The sequence below is a fragment of the Candidatus Flexifilum breve genome, from assembly GCF_016713355.1.
Map to the genome: position 1 here is coordinate 1,509,378 of NZ_JADJPI010000035.1, position 16,928 is coordinate 1,526,305.

Below are 16,928 nucleotides of genomic sequence, written 5' to 3' on the forward strand. Positions count from 1 at the left end.
GTTATTTTTCCGCAATCGCGTGCATCACGGTTGTTTCGTTGACGTCGTCGCCCGTGAGTTCGGTCAATTTCCGGCGGTCGCGCAGCACGACGATGCGATTGCTGTAATCCACGACCTCGGAGAGTTCCGACGAGATGACCAGCAGCGCCAGCCCTTCGCTGCACAGCCGCTTGATGATGTTGATGATTTCGGCATGCGCGCCGACGTCAATGCCGCGCGTCGGCTCGTCGAGGATGAGAAATTCGGGCTGAGCCGCCAGCCAGCGCGCGAGGATCACTTTTTGCTGGTTACCGCCGGAAAGCTGGCTCACCGGCTTGTTGGAATCCGGCGTGACGATGTGCAGCGCGGCGATCATCTCCTGCGCGATCTGTTCCTGTTTGGCATAGGGCAGGAACTTGAACCAGCCCTGCTTGGCTTGCAGCGCGAGGATGATGTTTTCGCGCACGCTCAATTCCGGGATGATGCCTTCGACCTTGCGATCTTCCGGGCACAACGCGAAGCCATGCCGGATCGCGTCGCGCGGTGACCTGAGCGCGACCTTCTGCCCGTTGACCACCAGTTCGCCCGCGTCGCTGTGTTCAATGCCGAACAGCAGCAGCGCGGCTTCCGTGCGCCCCGAACCGAGCAGCCCCGCCAAGCCGACCACTTCGCCTTTCGCGATGTTGAGGTCAAACGGTTGAAGCAGGCCCTTGCGCGCCAACCCCTGCGCCTGCACAAACGGCGCGCTGCCCGCGGGCGCGGCGGGTTTTTCCCCGGTGGCGGCGATCTCTTCGAAGTCGCGCCCCAGCATCAGTGAGACGAGCTGGCGCTTGGGTAAATCGCGCGTCAGGTGTTCGCCGACCTTCTCGCCGTTGCGCAGCACCGTGATGCGATCCGCAATCTGGTACACCTGATCGAGGAAATGCGTGATCAGAATGATGGCAATGCCCTGCGCCGTCAGCGACCGCATGACTTCAAACAGCATTTGCACTTCCGCGCGTCGAGGCTGGCGGTCGGCTCGTCGAGGATGAGGACTTTCGCGGACATATCGACACCGCGCGCAATGGCGACGATCTGCTGAATGGCGACGGAATAGGTCGAGAGCGTGCGTGTCACATCGATGTCGAGATTGTACTTTTTCAGGAGGGCTTGCGCCTGCGTGTTGACGCGGCGCATATCGACAAAGCCGAAGCGCATCGGCTGGCGACCGAGGTAGATGTTTTCCGCGACGGACAGCGTCGGGACGAGGTTGATCTCCTGATACACAGCGCTGATGCCGAGACTTTGCGCGTCATGCGGGCTTTGCGGTTCAATCGACTTGCCCGCCAGCATGATCGTGCCCGCGTCTTTGCGGTGTACGCCCGTGATCAGCTTGATCAGCGTGGACTTACCCGCGCCGTTTTCGCCGAGCACCGCGTGAACTTCGCCCGCGTACAGGTTGAAATCGACGTTGGACAACGCCCGAACATTCCCAAAGATTTTTGTGAGCTGCTGGGTCTGCAATAAAGGGGTGGAATCTACTTGGTGACTGCTCAACGTGCTGCTCCTTCGCTTGACGATACCGGGCGTTATCCTCCGGATGTAGGAGCGCGGCTTGCCCCGCCCGTGGCTGGCGAGGCAAACCGCGTCCGCTTTCATCCGAGAGTTGGAGGAAATACGCTTAGGAACTACGAACCTGAACGCGCCGCCAGTTCTTCCGCCGCCGTGTCCGGGAAGTAGATGCCGCCCGCGACCGGGATCCAGCGCGGCAGTTCTTCGCCAGCGAGGTACGACACAATCGCGTCGAAGGCCGGGCCGCCCATGTTCGGGCTGAGTTCGACGGTGGCGTTCGCGTCGCCGTCAACCATCGCCTGGAAGATGTCGGGGATCGCGTCGACCGAAATCGTCAGGATATCCTGACCGGGGTCAATGCCGGCTTCCTTCATCGCTTCGATCGCGCCGATGAGCATGTCGTCGTTGTGCGACCACACCGCGCAAATCGTGCTCGGGTCAACCGCATTGAGGAAGCTTTCCATAACTTCCTTGCCGTTCGTCCGGGTGAAGTCACCGGACTGCGACTGGACGATCTGCATGTTGGGGAACAGCGCGATCACTTCGTTGAAGCCCTGCTGACGATCCAGCGCGGCGCTCGAACCGACCGTGCCTTGCAGTTCGACAATGTCGCACTGACCAGCGGTCGCCTGCACCAACCACGCCGCCGCCAACCGACCTTCGTGCACGAAGTCGGAGGACACGCGGGTGATGTACAGCGATTCGTCGGCGGTGACGTTGCGGTCAACGATCACGACGGGGATCTGGTTGTCAGCCGCTTCTTGCAGAACTTCGTCCCAGCCGGTTTCAACGACGGGAGCGAGGATGATCGCGTCAACGCCCTGGGCGATGAACGAACGCAGCGCGGCGATCTGGTTTTCCTGGCGCTGCTGGCCATCCGAGAACAGCAGGTTAATGCCCCGCGCTTCGGCTTCCGCGATCACGGCCTGCGTGAACGAGGTGCGCCACGCGCTTTCCGAACCGACCTGCGAGAAACCAATTGTCAAGCCCGCGCCGCCGCCTTCTTGCGCGCTCACGACGACCGCGCCGAAGATGACCATCAAGACCATGACGAGTGAAAAGAGTAGTTTGTGCGAACGCATGAGAAGTTTTCCTCTGCTACCTACCAAGACAAGAACATTTTGGGTACCCATAGTTCCACTATAGCGAGTTCCAGCCAATGGCCTTTCATCCGCCAAGACGATTTATTTTTCAACTTTAGGATGAACACGGGGTGCGCAACCTCCGCTATACTGATTGAATAGGGCGAGGAAAGGTCATGCTGCCGAGATTTACCCGACGACTCCAAAACAAGCTCATCTTCGCGTTTGTCGTCGTCTTACTGATACCCACCGGAATCATCAGCTTCTACAGCCTGCGGACGGCGGCCAGCACGCTGATTCAGAAGATCGGTGCGGAAGAACTGCGCTCGCTCGTCTCACAGGCCAACGAGATCGAAAAGCGTCTGAATGCCGTCAAAGAAGACCTGATCTTCCTCAGTCTCGCGCCGCCCACGCGCCGCTACGCCAGCGTGATCGACGGCGCGCCCGACCTCGCCAACGCCACCCACGACGCGCAGATTGCGCTGTTTCGCACCTTCCTCGACCACTCTGAAAACCAGTATGTCGACTTTCGTATTCTTGACCTCGGCGGAGAAGAACTGCTGCATGTGAGCGGCACGGGTGAACTCATCCCCACGCAGCCGGGGCAGACGTTCGCCGGGGAAGCCTACTTCAATCAAGCGATTGGCCTGCCGACGAATCAGGTCTACATCTCTGACTACGACCTGCGGCGCACCGACGGGGTGATCGACGAGCCGTATGTCCCCATCCTGTATTACTCCGTACCGCTGGAAGTCGACGGCGCAAACGTCGCCGTGCTGGTGGCGCGCGTCAGCCTGACGCCGCTGTTCACGGAAATGACGGCGAGTCACGGCAGCGCGCCGCTGTATCTGGTCAACCACCGCGACGGCAGCTACCTGCTCAACCCGGACTCGACGCGGTTGTTCGGGCGCATGCTCAATTCCTACATCAGCTTCGACAGCGACCGCTCGCGGGACGATGTAATCGCCATGTTCGGTGAATCGCAGGGCATCATCACGCAGTCCGCCGACTACCCCGACACGCTGCAAGTCTTCGTCCACATCCGCCCGGAAACGCAGATCTCGATCCGCTGGCTGCTCTACCGGGTGATCCCGGTCAGCACCATCGTCGGCGAGGTCAACGCGTCGCAGCAGGTCGCCATTTTGCTGGCGCTGATCTCGCTGCTGGTCGCGATCTTCGTCGCCGTGTTCCTCACGCGGAGCATCGTGCGCCCGGTGCGCCAGCTCGCCGCTGTCGCCGATAATGTGCGTCTCGGCAACTGGGATGTCTCGGTGCCGGGGACGGGCGGTCGGGACGAGATCGGGCACTTAGCCGACGCCTTTGACGGCATGCTGCGCGAATTGAAAAGCGTGTACAGCGAACTCGAAGACCGGGTGGCGCGCCGTACGGCTGAACTCTCCGCGACCAACGTCAAGCTGAGCGCAGCCCAGCGTAAGGCCGAAGAAGCCAGCCGCGCCAAGTCGCAGTTTCTCTCCAACATGAGCCACGAACTGCGCACGCCGCTCAACGTGATCATCGGCTACTCGCATTCGATGCTGGTCATGCCGCAGATGTTCAAAAATGAGCCCATGCCGGAGATCTATCGTCCGTATCTCAAGCTGATCGAAGACAACGGCCATTATCTCGTCGGCTTGATCAACGATATCCTCGACCTGAGCAAGATTGAAGCAGGCAAGCTGGAACTCTCCTGCACCACCATCGAACTGCCGGAGATCTTCCGCGGTGTACTGGCGACGGCGACCGGTCTGCTCAAAGATAAGCCGCTCCAGCTCCGCCCCGACTACTCCGAAAACCTCCCCCGCGTGTGGGCCGACCCGATCCGCGTGCGGCAGGTGATCCTCAACCTGCTCTCGAATGCGATCAAGTTCACGACCACGGGCAGCGTCACGCTGAAGGCTGAAGTGCGCGGCGATTGGGTGGCCATCTCCGTCATCGACACGGGCATCGGCATCGCCGAAGACGCCAAAGACACCATTTTCGACCGCTTCCACCAGATCAGCACGCAGTCCTTCAGCGACATCATCGGCACGGGCTTGGGACTGGACATCAGCAAGCAGATCAGCCAGATGCACGGCGGCGATCTTGAGGTGTTCAGCGAAGTCGGCAAAGGCAGCCGCTTCACCTTCACGCTGCCCATCGCCACGCCGGAACAATTGGAAACGGGCGTCGCCCCAGCGCAGGTCAACGAGGCGTTCACCGTCTTCGAGCAAAACGCCTTGCGCGCCGACGAGGTGATCTCGGTGCTGCTGGTCGAAGACGAAGTGAGCATGCGCGAACTGCTGCGCCGCGCGTTGGAAAGCGCGGGCTATATTGTGATCGACACGCACGATGGCGCGCAGGTGCTGGAACTGGCGCTCGGCCTCGTACCGCACATCATCATCCTCGACGTGAACCTCCCGCACGTCAGCGGCTGGGATGTGATCGACCAGTTGCAGGCCGAGCCAACCACCGCCGCTATTCCGATCATCGTGTACACCGGTTCCAGCGATCATCACCGCGCCGCCGGGCTCGACCTTGCCGCCTTCATCGTCAAGCCGGCGACGCCCGAACAGGTCATCCAGACCGTGCGCCGCGTGCTTGCCCAGCCCGACGATGAACCGTCGACTGAATAGAAAGCTAGAGCGCTATGGGTTACATCCTGCTGGTTGAAGACAACCAGGACAACGCCAACATGATCATTCATATCCTCGAATCGGAGGGGTACGAGGTGCGGCACTACAACCGCGGACTGCCCGCGGCACAGGTCGCCCGCCAGCAGCGCCCCGACCTGATCGTGATGGATTTCAACCTGCCGGATGTCGATGGGCGCGTACTCACGCTGCTGCTCGTGCAGCAATTGGGCGGCCGCCCGAAAGCCCCGCCGATCATCGCGTGCACGGCGCGCGTCGGCACGGTCGAAGCAAAGCTCGCGGAGCAAGCCGGGTGCGCCGCTTTCCTGAGCAAACCCTTCGCCCCGGAAAATCTGCTCACGCTCGTCCACCAGTTTGTCCGACCTCCCATGAGTACTTGAACCAAAGTTGCGTTATCTTTAAAGAAAAAGGTTATCTGCAATATGGGGCCATTATGGATCGTCGGACCTTTCTCAAACACGCTGTAGCCGCCGGCGGGTTAGCCCCGTTCGCGCCGCTGATCGCCAAGCTGCCCGCGCAGGAACCCGAACGCCCGCTGCGCGCCGCCATGATGAACGATGGTCTCGTGGTGAGCTGGGGTGCGCAGGGTCGGCAGGCCGCGGAGCAGATGGGGCGCTGGCTCGGCGTCGAAATTGTGTGGTTCGACGGCAATCTCGATCTGAATCAGCAGCGCTCGAACATGGCAGAAATCGCGCAGGGAAATTGGGATTTCGTCGCCGTGCAGCCGGGCAGCATCGGCACGCTGGTCGATTCGACTGAACAGCTCACCCGCCGCGGCGTCCCCGTCGTCGACATGGACACACTGATCGCGCCGTTCCCACTCTTGCAGGAGATCGGCATCTTGACGTTCATCACGCCCGATAACGTCGTGATGGCCGAAAGCGTGGTGCAAACGCTGGTCGACAAGATGGGCGGCGCCGGCAAGATCGCGCATACATGGGGGCGACAGGGGCACACCGGCGCGCAGGGACGGGCGCAGGGCTTCTATAACGTGATCAGCCGCTACCCGGATATCGAAGTCGTGGACGATCAGCCGGGCGACTGGAACGTCAGCCTGACAACCGACATCTGGGAGACGCTGCTCAACCGCCACCCGGATTTGCGGGCGGGCTTTTTACACAATGATGATATGGCGCTGGCCCGGCCCGCTGATCACGCTGGAAATTGAAACGGACCCCGAACTGGCCAATGAGCCGTGGAAAATACGTGGTTATGGACGAAATAATCTCGCTTCGTACATTTGGGCGCAAGAACAATTGGTTTTTTGACGGCAAATTGACCGTCGGTAGCCTGCGAGCGGTGCTCGTGGCCGTTGGCGCGGTCGCGGCGCTCACGCTGGTGCTGCTGACCGCATATACATTGCGCGTCCTGCAGCCGCTGGACGCGGAGTTCACGCGCTTGGCCGACCTCGACACGGCCATCAGCACGCTCGCCGCGCAGCGCTGGCCCGTCGAACAGTATCTGGTCACCGGGGAAGATTACGCCGCCGCCGAACAGGGCGCGCTCATCCTCCAGACGACCATCATGCAGCTCGCCGCGCTGACCGACGACTACGGGGCGCTCAATCGCCTGGAAGACGCGGGCGCCGCCTATCTCAACCTCCTGCGCAGCTATCATAATCTGACGGCGGCGGGCGAAGCGGAGAGTACCCTCGCCCTCCTGCGCGCCGACCTCGCCGCGACCGCGCACACGCTCGAAGCCGTCGCGCACAGCCTGCGTGTGACCAACCTGAACGCCGCCCATACCAGCGCCATTCCCGTGAACAATCAGATTGCCCTGCTGGCGCTTGGGCTGCTGCTGGCGCTTGGCACGGTCTTCGCCGTGACGCTGCGGCTCGTCAGCACGATCACCCGGCACAGTACGCGCAGTCTGCGTGACCTGCGCGAGATCACCTGCCAGATCACCGACGGTCACCTGGACGCCCGCCTCAACCTGACGGACGAAGTCGATCCCGATCTCCTTCAACTCGGACAGGCGTTCAACCGCATGGCGGACAACCTTAAGCAGGCGCAGCAGGCCGAACTGGCGGCCAACGAGCAGAACCGCCTGCAGTTGCTCAAGCTGGCGCGGCAGGAACGCACCACCGCGATCCTCGAAGAACGCCAGCGCATCGCCCGTGAACTGCACGACAGCGTCAAACAGCAGTTATTCAGCATTACACTCTCGGCGGGCGCGATTCTCAATCTGCTGACTGATGCGCCACCGCTCGTCAAATCGCATCTTGAACACATCAAGCAGGCAGGACACGCCGCGCAATCGGAGATGACCAGCCTCGTGCAGGAGCTCGTCTCGATGCCGCTGCAAGACAAGCGGCTCGAAGATGCCCTGCTCGACTATCTGAATCCGCTGTGCGCCACCCACGGTCTCAAGCTGCTGTGGCGCACCGATGGCACGAATACGCTGACGATCGCGCAGGAGCATGCCCTGTTCCGCGCCGTGCAGGAGGCCGTGTCGAATGTGGTGCGGCACAGCAGCGCGACCGTGCTGCGTGTCTCACTGAGCTATGGCTTGCTCACCCATGTGATTGTGGAAGATAATGGAAGGGGCTTCGCACCAGATAAAATTGCGCCGACTTCGAACGGTTTAGCCCTGATGCGAGCGCGGCTCAAGCGGGTCGGCGGGCGGGTTGAGGTGGAAACCACGCCGGAAACCGGAACCCGGCTGACCATTCAATTAGATTTGCGTAGAAGATGAGTAAACTTTATGATGTCCAAAACTGTTCCTGTTCGCGTGCTGATCGTCGACGATCACGGCATGGTGCGCTTTGGCCTGCGGGGGTATCTCGAAACCTTTCCCACGCTGTGTGTGGTCGGTGAGGCCGGGAGCGCGGAAGAAGCGCTCGATGTGCTGGAAACGATCAGCGTCGACGTGGTGCTCATGGATCTGGTGCTGCCGGGCATGTCCGGCGCGGAAGCCATTCTGCGCATCGGCGAACGCTACCCGGCGGTGCGTGTGATCGTGATGACCAGCTTCCTCGATACTGCGCATGTGCTCTCGGCGGTGCGCGCGGGCGCGTCCGGCTACCTGCTCAAGGACATTCTGCCGGAAGACCTTGTACAGGCGATCATCTCCGTACACAACGGCCAGTCGGTGATGCACCCGCGCGTCGTCATGCTGATCGCGGCCAACCTTCATTCGACCGAGCAGGCCGAGCTGGAACTCGGCAAAAGCCTGAGTGACCGCGAACTCGCTGTGCTGCGCTTGCTCACGCAGGGGCGGCAGAATCACGAGATCGCCGCCGAACTGAACGTCAGCGAGAATACGATTCGCACCCATGTCAGCAACATCCTCACCAAGTTGGATGTGCGCGACCGTACGCAGGCGGCGCTGTTCGGCGTGCGTTTCTTCGAAGCACTGGCGCGCGGGTGATCGGCGGGCGCTCGTAACAGCCTGAGCGTCACCGACTAAAAGCTTAATTCATGCGCGATCAGGTTATGTTACACTGATTAACGTGCATTCATCACGTCCATCCTAATCCAAGTAAACACCAGTGCGTTCGGCAGCGCGCCGTCGTTTGATTCGCGCCTCTGCCGCGCCGAAAGGAGAGCGACTCACCCTTTGCTGGTAGATTCATTGACACCTGCCCACCTTCGACGCCCCCTCTATCGCCGAGGAACGAACCCAATCAACCTCATTCAGCCGCAGCAGCTTTTGACGATTAGCCATTTGCAGCAAGCGTTGGGTATTTTATCCGGAGGTTACACACACTCATCATGCGTCTGAAGTCCACAGAATTCATCGTCGTTCTGCTTTCTGCTCTCTTGATCAGTTTCAGCGTTGTGTCGCCCCTACCAGCTTCGGCGGCCGCCTCACAAATCGTCCTCAACAATGCGCCGGTAGCCGGTTTTGCCGCCGGCTATAGTGCCAACTTTTTCGATGTTGGCATCACTTTTTCAGTTCCAGTCGGCACCAATTACACGCTGAACAGTTTCAGCGTGCAGTTGGTGGGTTCCGGAGCCACGTACCAAGCCTTTCTGTACGAATACTCCGGCACGCGGCCCGGCACGTTGGTGAGTCAGATCGGCGGCCCGGTGACGGTCAATGCCGGGGGCGCAGGCGCGCTCACGCCCTTCATTCCGACTACGCCCCTCACTTTGCGCGCGAACAGTGCGTATACGGTCGTGCTGATGGGTACAGGCGGCAGCTATGGCCTCACGGCGAGCGTGCCCACGGGCGTGTTCACGTTTCTGTCCGGGGCGTTGTACGACAAGACCGGCTCAACTTGGTACTCACTTGGCACACTTTCACTGGCCGTGACCATTGAAGCCACGCCGATCCTGCCAGCAGCGCTCGTTCCACGCTGCGACACGCACAACTTTGACGTCGATGGCATCGTACGCGCCAGTCTGGCGGATGCGCTCGGCTATGCCATCAACTGCCGCGTGCTTTATCAGAATGGCAGTCCCGTGGAAGTCGGCGAAGCCAGCCTCGGCTTATCCGGATTGACCGAGTACGGGATCCGGCAGGCGATTGATATCTTCAGCCCGCCGGGAATGACGTATTTTGAAGGGGGTGGTGTCTTCTGCCTGCGCGATGCGGGCACGCTGATCTGGCTGGCGGCCAGCCAAGCACCGCGGCACGCCGAAATCATTGGCAGTTACACTGTGCCGGAGTTCCCCGGCTTCACCTGTGCGACTCTGTTTGAACCGGGAACGCTCATTCTCGTCGAGCGCAGCCCGTAGAGTCACATAGAAACAGCGCCTACCCCAAAAGGGTAGGCGCTGTTTTTCAGGACACTTGCCACTTGGGATGCAGCCACGTGCCCCGCTACACGGTCGACAAATCCCATTCCTCGTGCAGCTTGGGAACGTCATTGAGCAGACGTTTGGTGTACGCCTCTTTCGGGCGCAGAATCACCTCGTCGGCGGAACCGCTCTCCACAAAGCGGCCATGCTCCATAATGTATACGCTGTCGGACACGTAGTAGGCCAACCCGATATCATGCGTGATGAAGATCGGCGTCATGCCAATTTCCGTGCGTAAATCCATCAGCATGTCGAGGATCGTCGCCCGGGAACACGCGTCGATCATCGAGGTGGGTTCGTCCGCCAGCAGAATTTTCGGCTTGAGCAAGAAGATCCGCGCGATCATCAGGCGCTGCTGCTGCCCGCCAGAGAGCTCAAACGGGTACTTGTTCGTCAGCTCGTCGAACTTCAAATTGACGAACTTGCACGCCTCGCGCATCAACTCGACTTTTTGCTCATAGGGAAGTTTAGCCCCACCCCGCATGCGGATACAGTCGAGCAGCACCGCGTCGATCTTCCGGAAGATATTGTAAGCCGAGAACGGGTCTTGGAAGATCGCCTGAATGTTCTTCCAGTATTCGCGCTTGCGTTTGGTGGAGCGAATATCGCGGAGCTGCCCATCAAAGTGGATTTCGCCTTCGGTGAGATTGGTCAAGCCCAACAGCATCTTCGCCAGCATGGTTTTACCGCTCCCGGACTCGCCCACAATCGAGATGACCTCGCCCTGACGAAAGCTGAAATCGACATGATCAACGGCGACCGTTTTGTGCGCCCCAAACCCGAAGACCTTGGTCACGCCCTTGCCACTCAGAATCACTTTACTGTTGGTCATGTTTGTACGCCTTTTTCAGGTCTTCGACCGGGATAATGCAGCGGTAGGCGCGGCCATTGCCCGCGTCCCGCAGTTCGATAGAATTTGCCCGGCATTCCGGCATCGCATAGCGGCAGCGGTCGGCGAAGCGGCAGCCGGACGGCGGATTCTTGAGATTGGGCGGTGTGCCGGGGATCGCCGTCAGCTTGACGTTCCGCAGTCCGGCTTCCGGCACAATGATCGACCCCATGAGCGCGCGCGTATACGGGTGAATGGGATCAAACACCATCTCTTCCGCCGTCCCTTTTTCCACCACCTGCCCCGCGTACATCACCATGATGTCGTCGGTGACGTTGTACAGCAGCGGAAGCTCATGCGTGATGAACACCAGCGCCTTGATGATGCCCTTGTCCATCAAATCCATCACCATCTTGATGACCATCTTCTGCGAGGTCACGTCGAGGGCGGAGGATGGCTCGTCGGCGACGAGCACTTTAGGTGAAAGGATGACTGAGGTCGCAATCACGGTGCGCTGCTTCATCCCGCCGGACAGCTCGACCGGGAATTTTTGCAGCACTTCGGCGGGCAGCCCCAGCAGTTCGAAGCGTTCCCGCGCGAGTTCATAAACCTCACTGCGCGTGATGTTGGGGTTATGGGCCCGAACTACGTCTTCAATGAAATTGATGACACGCCGCGTGGGGTTGAGCGCATTCATCGCCGCCTGCGGGATGTACGAGATCTCGCTGCCGAGGATGGTCTTGCGCACGTCATCCGGGTCCATCCCGGTGATATTGCGCTCATTGACGATGATCTCGCCGCTGGTATAGTGCAGCGGCGCGAAGTAATAGCCCATCAGACTGAGCGCCAACGTCGACTTGCCGCAGCCCGATTCCCCGGCGATGCCCAACGACTTGCCTTCTTCGACTTTGAGAGACACATGATCGACGGCATACACGTTTTCGCGAAACCGCGTGATATACCGCGTGGTCAGTTCATTGACTTGTAGAACAACTTTGGCCATCAGATCACTTATCCCCTCAACGTCGGGTTGAATACCTGATCCAGCCCCGTGTTCATCAGGTTCAGCGAGAACGTTATCAGCGTGATCACGAGGATCACCGGAGCGTAGGCCCACCACTTACCCAGTACGTGCGCTTGATAGATCAAGGCCCAGTTCATCATGAGGCCGAGCGTGGGGACGTCGGTCGTTTTGGGGCCTAAGCCGAGAATCGACAGCCCGGCTTCCGCCAGAATGCCCGACGAAATCTGGAGGATGAAGGCCATCACCACATACGAGGCGATGTAGGGGAGGATATCCATCGCCAGAATGTAGACAATCGAATGTCCGGAGAGCTTTGATAAGCTGACGTGGTCGCGGTTGCGCAGCGAAATCACCTGCGCGCGCACGGCGCGCGCCGTCCACACCCATGAGGTCAGGCCAATAACGACGGCGATGGTGAACGCGCCGCGCTGTTCCTGCCCGATGCTGAACGATATCAGGATGAGCAGCACGAAACCGGGGATGACGGTGAACAGGTTGGTGATGAACACCAGCACTTCATCCACGACGCCGCCCATGTAACCGGAGAACAACCCCAGCAGCAAGCCAATCGTCGTGGCGACCGCCCCGGCGACAAAGCCAATCGTCAGGGAGACGCCCGTGGCGCTGACTAATTCGGTGAGAATATCGCGCCCGAAGTTGTCCGTCCCGAGGGGCAGCACGCGCACATTCGGCACTTCGTTGACGTTCACATAGTCGGTTTGTTCGATGACACGCTGCTGTTCGAGCGCGCCGCTGCTGGCATTCGCCGCCGCGACAATCGCCCCTTCCGTCGAGAGCAGTCCATCAAGCGAGGCCGTCAAGCGAATGTAGTAGTTGCGATCCGCATTGGTCATGCCGGGGATGCGCACACTGGGGTCAAAACGGCTGTGCCACAGGTCGAGAAGCGCCGCTGTATCTTCGAGGTTGATATCACCTTCCGCCACGCCCGCCCCGACGAGCCATTCCTGCATCGCCATCCGGTCGTCAACGCTCAACCGGGATCCCACGCGCCGCGCCGCGGCCTCGTCGAGAATCAGCGTGTAGCGGGTCGAAGAGTTCATGCTGTCGTAGACGTTGACGTACACGCCCGGCGCGAGGAACGTCCCGCGGCTGACGATTTCCAGCGGCGGATCCGGAATGATCAGCGGGTAGATCAGGACGGTCAAGAAGATTGTCGCGAAAATACCGAAGCCCACCCGAAAGCGGCCAGATCGGAAAATTTGCCCAAGCATATATTTCATGGTCGGCCTCCACCTATTCTGATTGCGCTGCTTTAATGCGCGGGTCAATCAATCCGTAGAGGATTTCCATGGCGAAAAAGGCGATCAGCACCATGAGCGTGATAATCAGCGTCGTCGCCGAAATCAACGGATAATCCCCGCCTAATACAGCGGTCAGAATGGTCGAACCAATCCCCGGATAATTGAAGATCACTTCCGCGACCACCGCCCCGAATACCATCGTCCCGATGGACAGAGCCAGCCCTGTGATCTGCGGCAGCATCGCATTTCTAAAGACATAAACAATGATTTTGCTGTCTTTGATACCCAAAAACCGCGCATATTTGACGTAATCAGCGTTCAGCTCGTAGATCGCCATCGAGCGCATGCCGATGGCCTGCCCGCCAACCGTGATCAGCACAATGGACCAGAACGGCAGTTGATAATGCACAATGACCGACCACACGAAATCCCAACTGGGGTTAGGCACCATCGCATAATCGTAACCACCTGAAGTCGGCAGCCATTTGAGGTTGACGGCAAACACCACCAATAAGATGATCGCCATGCCGAACGCGGGCATATTGCTCAGGAACAGGCTGAGCGGGAGCAAGACTTTGTCGAAGCCTTTGCGGAGGTAGGCCGCCAGCGCGCCCAGCGTATTGCCTAAGATCCATCCGACGATGATCGCGGGGAATTGCAGCGCGATGGTCCACCAGATCGAGGCGTTGATGACATCGCCGACCGTGCGCGGGTACTGGCTGATCGAAAAGCCAAAATCGCCGTTGAACACATTGCGCATGTAGATGATAAACTGTTCGGGGATAGATTTGTCGGTGGCAAACAAGCGGGTGTACTGCTCGTAGACGGCCTGCACCCCGGTCGCGTTGGACATGCCTTGCGCCATGCGCGCGGCGATGGCCGCCACCGGGTCACCCGGCATCAAACGGGGGAGAGTGAAATTGAGGATGAAAGCGATCACAACGGTGACAACAAACCACCCCAGCCTTCTAAGAAAATAATTCCGATACCCTTTCACGGCGGGACTCCTCGTAGATGAACGGTCGATAGCAATGCGGTGACCACCGCCGCAGGGACTCAGCCCCCTTTCGGGGACTGAGTCCGCTGTGGTGCAGTGGTGATCACCTGCGGTCTTGAAGTTTGATCTACGGGTTGACGAGTTCCAGATTGTACAGACCAGCAATGCTCCAGCCGTCGGTGAGGTCCAGCGGCGGAACCGGCGGTTCCGTGCCATCGCCGTCAAACGGGAAGTTCGTCCACACGCTTTCGTTGACGGTGTGGAAGGACTGCGGACGGTACATGAGGGTGAAGGACGGCACGTCAGTCAGGTAAATGCGGACGAGTTCCGTGTACATGTCGACGAGCTGCGCCTGATCGGTGACGGTCGGGATTTGCTGAATGAGCGCATCCGCATCCGGGTTCGAGTAGCCGCCCCAGTTACCGTTCCAGTTGCTCGACATGCCGTTGAATTCCGAGCTCAGCAGCTTGCGGACGCGGCTCCACGGCTGCGTCGGGCCAGCGCCGTCGCTCCACATCATGAAGATGTCGTAGCCTTCGGGCAGCGGAGCATCCGACTTGGTGACGACAGTCTGATACACGGACCATTCGGGGTAATTGGTGGTGATTTCGATACCAATTTGCGCGCCAGCCGCGGCGACCACTTCGATGGCCGCTTGCCAGTCCGACCAGCCGTTCGGGCAGGTCGCGACGTAGCTCAGCTTCTGACCGTCGATATCGCGCCAACCGTCGCCGTCGCTGTCCACGATGCCCGCTTCGTCGAGCAGCGCGTTCGCGCCGGCGATATCATTGCCCGCCCACTGCAGGTCAGCGACGGCTTCCTGATTGTACATCGCTTGTTCACCGGCGGTCGGGTTCATCAGCGAGCGCGGAACCTGATCGAAGGTGGCCGACTGGTTGGTCATGGCGTTGGCGATGATCGTCGGATAGTCGACGGCAATCGCAATCGCGCGGCGCACGGCAACATTGTCGAGGCCGGGGGAATTGAGGTTGTAGAACGCGGTCGGCAGGCTCGCGCCGATGCCATAGGGGGCTTCCGGCAGGTAGGTCGAAATCGGCAGACCCTGAACCAGCCACAGATCCTGAACGTTCGAGTTGAACTGCTGGCTGACGTCGACTTCACCCGCCTGCAGAGCGGTCGTGCCCGCGGCGTTGTCCTGGAAGATGTTGTGCGCGAGGTAGCGCGGAACCGGCAGGCGACCCCACATGCTCGCGTCCTGACCCCAGTAGTTGTCGTCGCGGACGTAAATGACCTTCGATTCGTCCCAGAAATAGCCATGATATGGGCCGGACCACACGACATCTTCCGCCGTGTCCGCGAGCAGCGCGGTCGCGTCGTTGTTCGCGCGGGCTTCCAACGTCTGCGTCCACGCCTGCTGGATCACGTAGTTGCTGCTGACGTACGCCTGCACGATCAGCGGGTTGACAGCGGCGCCATCGGCGTTCAGTTTAGCCTTAATGGTCACGGTGCTGGCATCAACCGCAACGATGTCTTCGATATAGTCGACATTGCCCGCGCCGGTCGGCGTGTTGTACTGAACATGCGTCGCCCAGGTGTAGGCCACGTCTTCAGCGGTCACCGGGGTGCCATCGCTCCAGTGCGCGGCGGCTTTCAGGTGGAAGGTGAGTTCCGTGCGAGCTTCGTTCCATTCGTACGGGCCGTCGGCCAGCAGCGGATAGACCTGACCGTCCAGCATGTTGTACAGATACGGGGTTTCAAACATGACGACGCGGGCATTGTCACCCTGCGAAATCGCCAGCGCGTTATTGTTGTTGCTTGAATAGGGATTCCAGCCGACAACGGCGCCCCACTGCTGACCATTGAAATAGAGGGTTTCGTTACGCGGGAGGGTGGTATCCTGGGCGACTGATGGCGCAACAGCGACGGCCATCACCAACATAAGAAGGAAAGCTACTACGGCGAAACGCGAAACTTTCATTGCATATATCTCCTAAGTAAAACAAACTTCTAATTCTTGATAGAAAACGGACTCTACCTCGATACAGTGGCGTGTCCGCCTATCGAGAACCACACCTATTATACGCACCCCACATGATCGGGGGCACATGAAAGTGTCAGCGCTCTGGTGTGACGTATGACCCTAGTGATCGCGTCACTGGCACCACCATTACGACGCTGACGGCTGATAACTGACGGGCATCTCCGCGGTGATGCCGCACAAGCCGGTGATCAATTCATCCACCAAACCTTCGATATCGTCGGTTTCGTGGTCATACCACGCATTGAGCACTGCTTCATGCAGCGCCCGGGTGAGGAACGCCAGCAGAATGGGCCGATTATCTTCGCTCCCGCATTCCAACCGCCGAATCATCAGGGCGGCGACGCGCTCTTCGTAGCGGTTGCGATGCTCCATCAAGGCGCGGCGGAGCGTGCTCGTCTCACGCAGGAGCCGAATCACATCGCGCAGCAGGTCAGCCTCCCGCAGCGCGCTCCGAATCGCCGGAACCAGCGCGTTTCGAATCGCTAACAACGGCATTTCACACGCGGGTCGGGCAGCCAGTTCGGTGAGCAGCTCCTCCGTGTCGCGTTCGAAGCGCGTCACAACGACATCTTCCTTCGACTCGAAATATCGGAAGAATGTTCGCCGGGAAACCCCCGCCGCCTGCGCGATCTCTTCCACGGTCACCGTTTCAAACCCACGTTCTCTAAACAATTTTGCTGCCGCTTCGCTCATTGCGTCGCGCATCACCTGCTGTTTGCGCGCTCTGAGCTTATCCGCCGCCGATGGTACCGCCTCGGCAAACGGTTTCGCTTTGGGTCTTACCACGGACTGATCGCCGCCTTCCATCATGGCAAACACTACCAGTT

General features: G+C 59.8%; 13 protein-coding genes and 1 pseudogene. 6 read left to right on the forward strand and 8 right to left on the reverse strand.

What is annotated here, in order from left to right:
- Position 1: 1 nt before the first annotated feature.
- Both IPK17_RS41150 and IPK17_RS29430 read right to left on the reverse strand, forming a co-directional pair.
- Positions 2–1,515 (reverse strand): annotated as a pseudogene (locus IPK17_RS41150) (sugar ABC transporter ATP-binding protein).
- Between the two features lie 131 nt (positions 1,516–1,646).
- Complete coding sequence (locus IPK17_RS29430) at positions 1,647–2,612, reverse strand: ABC transporter substrate-binding protein (protein ID WP_502749302.1); 966 nt, start codon at positions 2,610–2,612, stop codon at positions 1,647–1,649.
- A gap of 176 nt (positions 2,613–2,788) precedes the next feature.
- Here IPK17_RS29430 and IPK17_RS29435 point away from each other — a divergent pair, with 176 nt between their 5' ends.
- The 6 genes from IPK17_RS29435 to IPK17_RS29460 all read left to right on the forward strand — a co-directional run bounded on the left by IPK17_RS29435 (position 2,789) and on the right by IPK17_RS29460 (position 9,924).
- Positions 2,789–5,224, forward strand: a complete 2,436-nt coding sequence (locus IPK17_RS29435) for an ATP-binding protein (RefSeq protein ID WP_343421270.1) — start codon at positions 2,789–2,791, stop codon at positions 5,222–5,224.
- Positions 5,225–5,238: 14 nt separating this feature from the next.
- Positions 5,239–5,622, forward strand: a complete 384-nt coding sequence (locus tag IPK17_RS29440; RefSeq protein ID WP_343421271.1) for a response regulator — start codon at positions 5,239–5,241, stop codon at positions 5,620–5,622.
- 53 nt (positions 5,623–5,675) lie between these two features.
- Positions 5,676–6,410 carry a sugar ABC transporter substrate-binding protein gene (locus IPK17_RS29445; RefSeq protein WP_343421272.1) on the forward strand — a complete coding sequence of 245 codons (735 nt, stop codon included), beginning with the start codon at positions 5,676–5,678 and terminating at the stop codon, positions 6,408–6,410.
- A gap of 44 nt (positions 6,411–6,454) precedes the next feature.
- Positions 6,455–7,936, forward strand: a complete 1,482-nt coding sequence (locus IPK17_RS29450; protein WP_343421273.1) for a HAMP domain-containing sensor histidine kinase — start codon at positions 6,455–6,457, stop codon at positions 7,934–7,936.
- 9 nt (positions 7,937–7,945) lie between these two features.
- The gene (locus IPK17_RS29455) at positions 7,946–8,611 is read left to right on the forward strand and encodes a response regulator (RefSeq protein WP_343421274.1); all 666 of its coding nucleotides are present in this window, start codon (positions 7,946–7,948) and stop codon (positions 8,609–8,611) included.
- A gap of 344 nt (positions 8,612–8,955) precedes the next feature.
- On the forward strand, positions 8,956–9,924 hold the full coding sequence (locus IPK17_RS29460) for a choice-of-anchor R domain-containing protein (RefSeq protein WP_343421275.1): 969 nt from the start codon (positions 8,956–8,958) through the stop codon (positions 9,922–9,924).
- An 85-nt stretch (positions 9,925–10,009) separates the two neighbouring features.
- Here IPK17_RS29460 and IPK17_RS29465 read toward each other — a convergent pair whose 3' ends face one another.
- The 6 genes from IPK17_RS29465 to IPK17_RS29490 form a co-directional block, all read right to left on the reverse strand.
- On the reverse strand, positions 10,010–10,819 hold the full coding sequence (locus tag IPK17_RS29465; RefSeq protein ID WP_343421276.1) for an ABC transporter ATP-binding protein: 810 nt from the start codon (positions 10,817–10,819) through the stop codon (positions 10,010–10,012).
- Positions 10,806–11,819 carry an ABC transporter ATP-binding protein gene (locus IPK17_RS29470; RefSeq protein ID WP_343421277.1) on the reverse strand — a complete coding sequence of 338 codons (1,014 nt, stop codon included), beginning with the start codon at positions 11,817–11,819 and terminating at the stop codon, positions 10,806–10,808. Before IPK17_RS29470 ends, IPK17_RS29465 begins: the two co-directional genes overlap by 14 nt.
- An 8-nt stretch (positions 11,820–11,827) precedes the next feature.
- On the reverse strand, positions 11,828–13,081 hold the full coding sequence (locus IPK17_RS29475; RefSeq protein WP_343421278.1) for an ABC transporter permease: 1,254 nt from the start codon (positions 13,079–13,081) through the stop codon (positions 11,828–11,830).
- Between the two features lie 13 nt (positions 13,082–13,094).
- A complete protein-coding gene (locus tag IPK17_RS29480; RefSeq protein WP_343421279.1) occupies positions 13,095–14,099 on the reverse strand; it encodes an ABC transporter permease in 1,005 nt (334 codons plus the stop codon).
- 127 nt (positions 14,100–14,226) lie between these two features.
- Positions 14,227–16,038 (reverse strand): ABC transporter substrate-binding protein, encoded by a 1,812-nt coding sequence (locus IPK17_RS29485; RefSeq protein ID WP_343421280.1) that lies wholly within the window; start codon positions 16,036–16,038, stop codon positions 14,227–14,229.
- 189 nt (positions 16,039–16,227) lie between these two features.
- Entirely contained in the window at positions 16,228–16,887 is a 660-nt protein-coding gene (locus IPK17_RS29490) for a TetR family transcriptional regulator (protein ID WP_343421281.1), read from the reverse strand.
- Between the last annotated feature and the right edge of the window lie 41 nt (positions 16,888–16,928).